This is a genomic window from Rheinheimera sp. (genome assembly GCF_036568245.1).
Lineage (GTDB): Bacteria > Pseudomonadota > Gammaproteobacteria > Enterobacterales > Alteromonadaceae > Alishewanella.
This window is the reverse complement of the sequence record NZ_DATCSY010000297.1, coordinates 1-8,529: the sequence shown is the minus strand read 5'-3', so window position 1 is coordinate 8,529 and position 8,529 is coordinate 1. Positions and strand designations below refer to the sequence as shown.

Here is an 8,529-nt window from a genome sequence, read left to right as displayed (position 1 = left end):
AGGGTCGGTTTGTTGTGCTGCCGGCAGCCAGTAGCGGCTGGCGAGCGGGATCACGGTAATGGCGGCGATAAAGCTGCTGCATACGGCGACCGACAATGTCAGCGCCAGATCAGAAAATAACTGGCCTTCGATACCGGCCATAAACAGTATCGGTAAGAATATTGCCACTGTGGTGGCGGTAGAAGCCAGCAGAGCACCGCTTACCTGTGCCGCCCCGCGCAGCGCAGCTTTCTTGTCGTCTAAGCCTTCGCTTTTTAAGCGCAGGATGTTTTCCTGCACAATAATAGCAGCGTCCAGCACCAGGCCGACCGCAAACGCCAGCCCGGCCAGTGAAATCACATTCAGGCTGCGCCCGAGCAGTTGCAGTGTCAGCAGGGCAATCGCCAGTGACAGTGGAATGCTGAGTGCGATAATAGCGGTGGCGCGCCAGCCCCGCATAAACAGCCACAGCAATGCCAGTGCCAGCACTACGCCAAGCCCGAGATTGCTTTTCACCAGTGCCAGCGCATTGCGGATATGCACTGAAGCATCAAAGCTCAGATCCATCATCAAGCCGGCTTCGAGCAGCGGCCCGGCGTTCAATTCGCTGATGGCCAGATTGATATCATCCAACAGTGCAACGGTGTTGGCATCGTTATTACGGGCAATCGTAATGTAATAGGCCTGAGCACCATTACGCAGTGTAAAACCGGTGCGGTCGCTAAAGCCCAGCTCGGCCGTTGCGACGTCACGCAGATATATAGGCCGCTCTCCGCTGTAAGCCAGAATCATATCCAGCAATGACTGCGGATTAAACTGGCCGGCAAACCTTACCGTGTACTGGCGCCTTCCGACATCGGCGAAGCCGCCGGAAGCATCGGTCGCGGCGCGAAGTTGCGTGGCAATGTTGTTGATACTCAGACCAAGGGCAGCGGCGCGCTGTGCATCAAAGGTAATACGCAACTCGCGCGGACGCTGGCTGTTCAGGTTAACCTGGCCGACACCCTGGATCCGGCTTAACCTTGGGTAAACCACATCTTCAATCAGTTGCTGATAGCCAGCGACATCTTTTACGTTGTTGCCGGGCAAAGGCCGGATCAGGATAGATGCTGCATTAGGCGTATTCTGTCCGCCACCGGCGACAACGGTTGGCTCTATTGCATCCAGTGGTAAAGGCGGAGCCTGATTCAGGTTGTTAATCACATCCAGCGTGGCCTGCTGCATATCTGCACCAATATCAAATGTCAGGGTGATAGACCCAAAGCCGCGTTGAATATTGGTTTCAACTTTCGTCACACCGCGGGTATTTTTAATGGCGTTTTCAATAGGCTCAATAATGACTGCTTCAACCTCCTGCGGTGCTGCCGAGCGCCAGCCGGTAAAGACAGAGATTTGCGGTTGTTCTATATCCGGTGTGATCTGGATCGGCAATTTAAGCAGGCTTATGACGCCGAACAGTAAAATCAGAATGGCGATAACAATGACGCTGGCCGGGTTTTTGAGCGCTGCACGGCTGAGGTTCATGCTGAGTAATTCCGTATACTTATTTGGCTTGAAATTTATCCGCTGGCGGCAGAAAAGCGACAGTGATGGGGCAAACGGAGGGAATTATGCGCCCGGCGGGGGCGCATTAATAAAGGCTTACAGGCTGTAACACCCTGTTACAGCCCTAAGGTTGCTCATCTTTCTTGCCCAGCTTATCCAGTAGTTTGTCTTTCAGTTTATCTTTGGCCTGATCTTTCACATCAGCCAGTTTGGCGCTGAGCATATTTTCAATACTGTCGCTGATATTGCTGACATCCGCATCCTGCTCTGTCAGCAGCGCGGCCCAGTCCTGCTGCCCGGCTAACCCTTGCTGTAACTGTGCATCCAGTTTCGCTTTAAGCTCGCTTTGATACTGCGCTACCTTTTGTTTCGCCTCGCCAAGCAGCGCGTCACCTATTATTTTATCCAGTGACGAACGGATACTGACTTCAGGCGCGCTGACCAGGCCAGTGGCAGCAATATTCAGCGGGATTTGCGCTTGCTTATCCAGGAGTTCGGCCAGTTGCTGTAAGTACTTATTACCGCTACTACTAAAATTGGCTGCTTTTAACATGACACTGGCTTGCTGTGATATCTGGTTATCTGTCAGGTTAAGCTTGCCGCTTGAGCTTATCAGGCCGTCGGTAATGCTTAGCGCTGTGTCGTCTTTACCCAGCGTCAGCGGCTGTAAGTTCAGCCCTTCCAGTTGCCAGCTCAGGTTCGTTACCATTTGCTGCAGAATGGCAAAGTCGCCTTGCAGGTTAAATGCCGCCAGTTGCGGCAGTTGTTTTACATCCAGCGAAAACTTGGTCGCGCTGTTTATCAGCGCATGCTGGGCAGTAATATCCTGCATGGCGATGGTGGCTTCACCGCCACCGATTAACCAGTTTACTCTGGCCTGCTTTATCCAAAAATCAGGGTACGGCTGGCTGGGTAACGGCAGGATGCGGTTCGGCAACACCACTTCCGGTTCGCCGGGTTCTGTGTTTTTCTGTGGTAGCTCGTCAGGCAAATATGGCTTCGCCAACAGATACAGGCTTTGCAGCTGTGCAATACGCTGCCCCCAGACATCGCCGAGTAAAATCTGGCTGATGCCGGCGAGGCCACCGTCGCTCAGATTCGCCAGCTGCTGCACTTTGGCATAATCGGCTTCACTGGCCGCTTTCAGTTCAGCGACCGCTTGTTGCAGCGTATCTTTGCTCTGTGTCAGCTGCTGCTTTGCTTCAAGTACCCGTTGTTTTTCGGTGTTTAACTTGTCTTTTAACTGTTGCAGTTGTTGCGCTTTGGCAGCCAGATCCGCGGCGTTAGTTATTTTGCTGTCTGTCAGCGCTTTAATATCTGCCTGATATTGTTCCAGCGTGTCTTTACCGGGCAGCTTGTCTTTTAAACCTTTCAGCTGTTGCTGCTCGGTCAACGCGAGCTGTTTAAGTGCTTCAGCTTTTTCGGGCGTTTGCAGGTTAGCGCGGGCTATCAGTTCGTCTGCATTGGGCAAATCGACCTGCAGCACTTCAGCGATATCGATTTTTTCGCCATCTGCTCCCGGAGTACGGTATACCTCGCCGGGTCTGCTGCGCTGTGCGCCGTACTGCAGGCCATCAATTGTCAGCTCATTGACGACATAATAACCGAGCAGTGCCGGCCACAGTTCCAGTGCGGCCGTTGCCTGGCTAAAGCTGAAGCTGTTATGGCTTGGGTTAGCGGCGTTGGTAATTTGCAGGTCCTCAACCTGTAACGCCAGCGGCGCCAGCTTAAGTGAGACACTGTTTATATTAACTTCGGCGCCAACGGCTTTCTCCAGGCTGTATACCATGCCTAAGCGAATAGCCGGCCCCGCCAATAAATACACCAGAGCCAGCAAAGCGGCGAAGAAAACGATAAAAACTAACCAACCGGATTTACGGATCATGCGCTACTCCTTAATTCAGCTTTTCGTACAAAGCAAACAACTTGCTGGCTTTGAGCATCTGCGTCAGCTTCCACTTTTCCACGCTGGTCATCACCCGGCTGCGATATTGCTGCACCAGCACTTTGCTGAGCCAGGCTACAGGCAGCAGCAACAGGGCACCCAGCACAAAGGCGCCAAGTGTCAGTGTGTGATGTAGGTGCAGTAACTGCAGAGTTTCCGTTTTTGCCAGTAGTGCCAGCAGGGCATCGTTTTGTGCGTATTGCCAGGTCAGCTGCTCCAGTGGCTCAGCAAACAGCAGCATCAGGCCCTCTGTCAGGCCCCATACCAGGATAAAGGTGGTCAGGTTTATGGTCAGTAAACACACCAGCAATACCAGCAGCAGGGTTAACAGTCCAAACGGCAGAATACCGACAAATAACCCCAGCGCAATGGCCCAGCCTATTTGCCAGGGTGAGGCCTCGGAATTCAGCACTTTAAGAACTTTAGCCAGTAGCGGTAGCATAAACACTCCGGTAAACAGAAGATAGATTGTTGTTATATAAGGTAACAGTGTCTGTCTGCTTTGTCAGGGACAAAAAACGGGTTCAGTACCGAAAATAGCCTGATAAAAATAAAGGCGCTGTTATCAGCGCCTTTATCAGTACCGGTTGGGCGCGGTGTTATGCCAGCGCCAGGAAGCCGAAGAACGCCAGTACAGCCGCTAAAAACGCATAGGGGAACTGCGTTAACGCATGGCTCATCAGGTTGCAACCTGAACCCTGCGCCGCCAGTACAGTAGAGTCACTGTAGAAACAGGCCTGGCTGCCAAAAGAACTGGCCGATAACAGCGCACCGATCACCAGCGGAATATTCGCCTCAACCGCAAATGCCAGCGGCATCACTATAGGAATAGATACGGCGAAAATGCCCCAGGATGAGCCGGTAGCAAACGCCAGTATTGCCATCGATAAAAACACCAGTGCCGGCAGCAGCTGCGCACTCATATAAGGTGCCAGGTTCTCGATGATGTACTGGGGTAAGCCAAGCTGGTCACAGACATCTTTAAACACAAAGGCAGCAATAACGGTACAAATCGCCGGCAGCATGGTTTTAAAGCCGTGGATCATCTGATCCATCATTTCAGACACTGTCATTAAGCGCTGCAGTAAATACAGTGGCAGCGTCAGCAGAAAAGTCACCAGCAAGCCTTTCCAGACGTCAATGTCAAACCAGACAGTAAACCCGACCAGCATAATCATCGGCAGTAAAAAGTTATGCAGTTTGCCGGTTTGCTTGTCGGCCTGATCAAACTCTTCTTCAAACGATTGCACCGCAAAATCATCAGCTGAGTGCGTATCCTGTGCGGTAGTGGCAGAATTCGGCGCATCGGTGGCCGCAACCGTGGCTTGTTGTGCGGCCAGTTCGGCTTTTTTCATCGGGCCAAACAATGGCACCACGCCCAGGATCACCAGTATAACCATGATCATGGCCAGCCAGGCATACAGCATGTATGGAATGGCAGAGATGTAGGTAGCAATACCGCTGGCATCACCGGCTGGCGCTACATCGTTAGCGACCAGTAAGCCGCCAAAAAATACCGCCCAGGTCGAAATTGGAATAAGCACACAGATAGGCGCGGCAGTAGAGTCCACCACATAGGCCAGCATCTCACGCGATACTTTGTATTTGTCGGTAATACGCTTCATGGTTTCACCAACAGTCAGCGCATTTAAGTAGTCATCGACGAAAATGACGATGCCAAGAAAGCAGGTCATTAACAGTGATGATTTTCGCCCCTTAGCAATATTTTGTGCCGCCCGGCCAAAGGCAAAAGCACCACCGGTATGCACCAGCAACGCGATCAGCGAACCAAAACCACCGCAGACCAGAATTAACCAGCCAATCGTTTCATCCTGCATTACCCGCAGTGAGGTTTCGGCGAAATTATCTAACGCCCCTACCGGTGACAACAGCAATAAACCAACGATGGCGCCCATGACCAGCGCCAGAATGGGCCGTTTTAACCAGATAGCTATCGCAAGTACAACAATAGGCGGGATTAAACTTAACGCGCTTGGCGCAGCTGCGGCCGCTTCGGCCGCGGTAGCAACAGGTTCGGCGAGACTCTCGACCAGGGTATCTGCTGACATCATTTATTATTCTCAAAGTTATTCCGGCAGGCCGGATAAAAGTTAAGTGAACCGTTGCAGCAGATAACCCGAGTCAACGGAGCGGTTCCTTGCGGTATCAGCCGTGCTGCGCTTAAAAATGAGGCGCTAAACACCAGACTTTACTGCATAAATACGCAGTGCAAGCGTATTATCAGCCAGTTGCCGAAATACCGCGCAATCATAGCAAAAATATTATTTTCTACAAATGGAATCTTTGCGCCAGCCCTTGCAGGCTCAAGCGTTGCGGCATAACTAAAGTTATAAAAAAGCCGGGTACTCAGACCCGGCTTTCAGCTGTTTGAAACGCTTACAGTGCGGCGATTTCAGCTTGCTGCGCTTGCAGTTTGGCAACGGCTTGCTCAAGTTCGGCTTGTTTAGCGCGTTCTTTTTCCAGCACAGCTTCCGGTGCCTTGGCAACAAAGCCTTCGTTAGCCAGTTTGCCGGCTACGCGTGACAGCTCCTGTTGGGTTTTCTCAAGCTGCTTGGCAATACGGCTAAGCTCAGCATCTTTGTCAATTAAGCCTGCCATCGGGATCAGCAGGTCCATGCTGCCGATTAACTGGGCTGCACAGGCGGGTGCTTGCTCACCTGCCGCCAGTACCGTGATGTTTTCCAGCTTAGCCAGGTTCATCAGGAAGTTCTGGTTTTCGCTTAAACGGCGCTGCTCTTCACTGCTAAGGTTACGCAGTAAAATGCTCAGTGGCTTACTTGGCGCAATGTTCATTTCACCACGCACGTTACGGATAGCCGTGATCACCGCCTTTAACCATTCCAGATCGGCGGTGGCGGTCTCATCGATAAGACTGCTGTCCACTTCCGGGTATGGCTGCAGCATAATGCTGTCTGCAGTAATGTTTGCCAGCGGCTTAACCGATTGCCAGATGGTTTCGGTAATAAACGGCATTATCGGGTGCATCAGGCGCAGTAAGCTTTCCAGCACTGTTACCAGCGTGTGCCGGGTAGCACGTTGCTGCGCTTCATTGCCCTTAAACAGCACCGGCTTGGTCAGCTCCAGATACCAGTCACAGAACTGGTTCCAGGTAAACTCATACAGAGCATTGGCGGCCATATCAAAACGGTAGGTGTCGATATACTGCCGTACTTGTTTTACTGTGCCCTGATACTGCGCCAAAATCCACTTATCGGCCAGCGATAACTGCATATCACCGCCGTTAAAGCCACAGTCCTGCGCTTCCGTATTCATCAGCACATAGCGGCTGGCGTTCCACAACTTGTTGCAGAAGTTACGGTAGCCTTCTAAGCGCTTCATGTCCCAGTTGATATCGCGACCGGTTGATGCCAAGGCCGCCAGGGTAAAGCGCAGGGCATCGGTGCCGCTAGCAGTAATACCTTCCGGGAACTGCTTTTCAGTGGCTTTGCCGATTTTCTCTGCCAGTTGTGGTTGCATCAGGTTGCTGGTGCGTTTGGCCAGCAGATCCGGCAGGCTGATACCGTCAATCATGTCGAGCGGGTCAATAACGTTGCCCTTGGACTTTGACATCTTATCGCCGTTTTCATCGCGGATAAGGCCGGTAACGTATACGGTTTTAAACGGTACCTGTGGTTTGCCGTCTTTATCTTTAATAAAGTGCATTGTCATCATTATCATCCGGGCAACCCAGAAGAAAATAATGTCGAAGCCTGTTACCAGTACATCGGTCGGATGGAAGGTACGCAGTGCGTCAGTATCTTCCGGCCAGCCCAGCGTAGAGAAGGTCCACAAAGCAGAGCTGAACCAGGTGTCGAGCACGTCGTTATCTTGTGAAAGCTTCACGCTGTCTGCCAGCTGATGCTTGCTGCGCACTTCGGCTTCGGTGCGGCCAACGTAAACTTTACCGTTTTCATCGTACCAGGCCGGAATACGGTGTCCCCACCAGAGCTGACGCGAGATACACCAGTCCTGAATGTCACGCATCCAGCTGTAATACATGTTTTCGTATTGTTTGGGCACGAACTCGATCTGGCCGCTTTCAACTGCTTCAGTAGCGGTTTTCGCCAGTGGCGCAACGCGCACATACCATTGATCGGTCAGCAGCGGCTCAATTACCACGCCACTGCGGTCGCCGTATGGCAGGGTATTGTTGTGATCTTCGACTTTTTCCAGTAAACCAGCGGCGTCGAAGGCGGCAACGATAGCTTTACGCGCAGCGTAACGGTCCAGCCCCTGATATTCTGCCGGGATAGGTGCGCTGACCGCCGGGTTGGCTTCACCGTTCGGGTGGAAGCATTCACCTTCTGCGCGGATGGTGGCATCAGGTGTCATGATGTTAACCATTGGCAACTGGCTGCGTTTACCGACTTCGTAGTCGTTAAAATCGTGCGCCGGGGTAATTTTGACGCAACCGGTGCCTTTTTCCATATCGGCATGTTCATCAGCCACCACCGGAATACGGCGGTTAACCAATGGCAGAATAATCTCTTTGCCAATCAGCGCTTTGTAGCGATCATCTTCCGGGTTTACTGCCACGCCGGTATCACCCAGCATGGTTTCCGGCCGGGTGGTTGCCACCACCAGATACGTTTTACCATCTGCCGTGGTTGCGCCATCGGCCAGTGGATAACGCAGGTGCCACATGTGGCCCTTTTGCTCTTTATTTTCCACTTCCAGATCTGAAATCGCGGTATGCAGCTTCGGATCCCAGTTTACCAGGCGTTTACCGCGGTAAATTAAGTCATCCTCATACAGACGGACGAATACTTCCTGCACGGCGTTAGACAAACCTTCGTCCATGGTAAAGCGCTCGCGTTCCCAGTCGACAGAGTTACCTAAACGACGCATTTGCGAAGTGATAGTGCCGCCTGATTCGCCTTTCCACTGCCAGACTTTTTCAATGAAGGCATCGCGGCCCAGCTGATGCCGGCCAGGTAAGCCTTCGGCTGCCAGTTTACGTTCAACCACCATCTGAGTGGCGATACCCGCGTGGTCGGTACCGACCTGCCAAAGCGTGTTTTTGCCCTGCATCCGCTGAT

5 protein-coding genes are annotated in these 8,529 nt (G+C 52.3%); all 5 read right to left on the bottom strand.

The window, feature by feature from the left end:
- Positions 1-1,503, bottom strand: a 1,503-nt coding sequence (locus VIN66_RS13380) for an efflux RND transporter permease subunit (protein ID WP_331924444.1), incomplete at its 3' end; no start/stop codon positions are given.
- 145 nt (positions 1,504-1,648) lie between these two features.
- Positions 1,649-3,409, bottom strand: a complete 1,761-nt coding sequence (locus VIN66_RS13375; protein ID WP_331924443.1) for a TIGR03545 family protein — start codon at positions 3,407-3,409, stop codon at positions 1,649-1,651.
- 10 nt (positions 3,410-3,419) lie between these two features.
- The gene (locus tag VIN66_RS13370) at positions 3,420-3,911 is read right to left on the bottom strand and encodes a TIGR03546 family protein (protein ID WP_331924442.1); all 492 of its coding nucleotides are present in this window, start codon (positions 3,909-3,911) and stop codon (positions 3,420-3,422) included.
- A gap of 157 nt (positions 3,912-4,068) precedes the next feature.
- Positions 4,069-5,541 (bottom strand): Na+/H+ antiporter NhaC family protein, encoded by a 1,473-nt coding sequence (locus tag VIN66_RS13365; protein WP_331924441.1) that lies wholly within the window; start codon positions 5,539-5,541, stop codon positions 4,069-4,071.
- Between the two features lie 325 nt (positions 5,542-5,866).
- The coding region (locus VIN66_RS13360) for a valine--tRNA ligase (RefSeq protein ID WP_331924440.1) at positions 5,867-8,529 on the bottom strand (2,663 nt) is incomplete at its 5' end.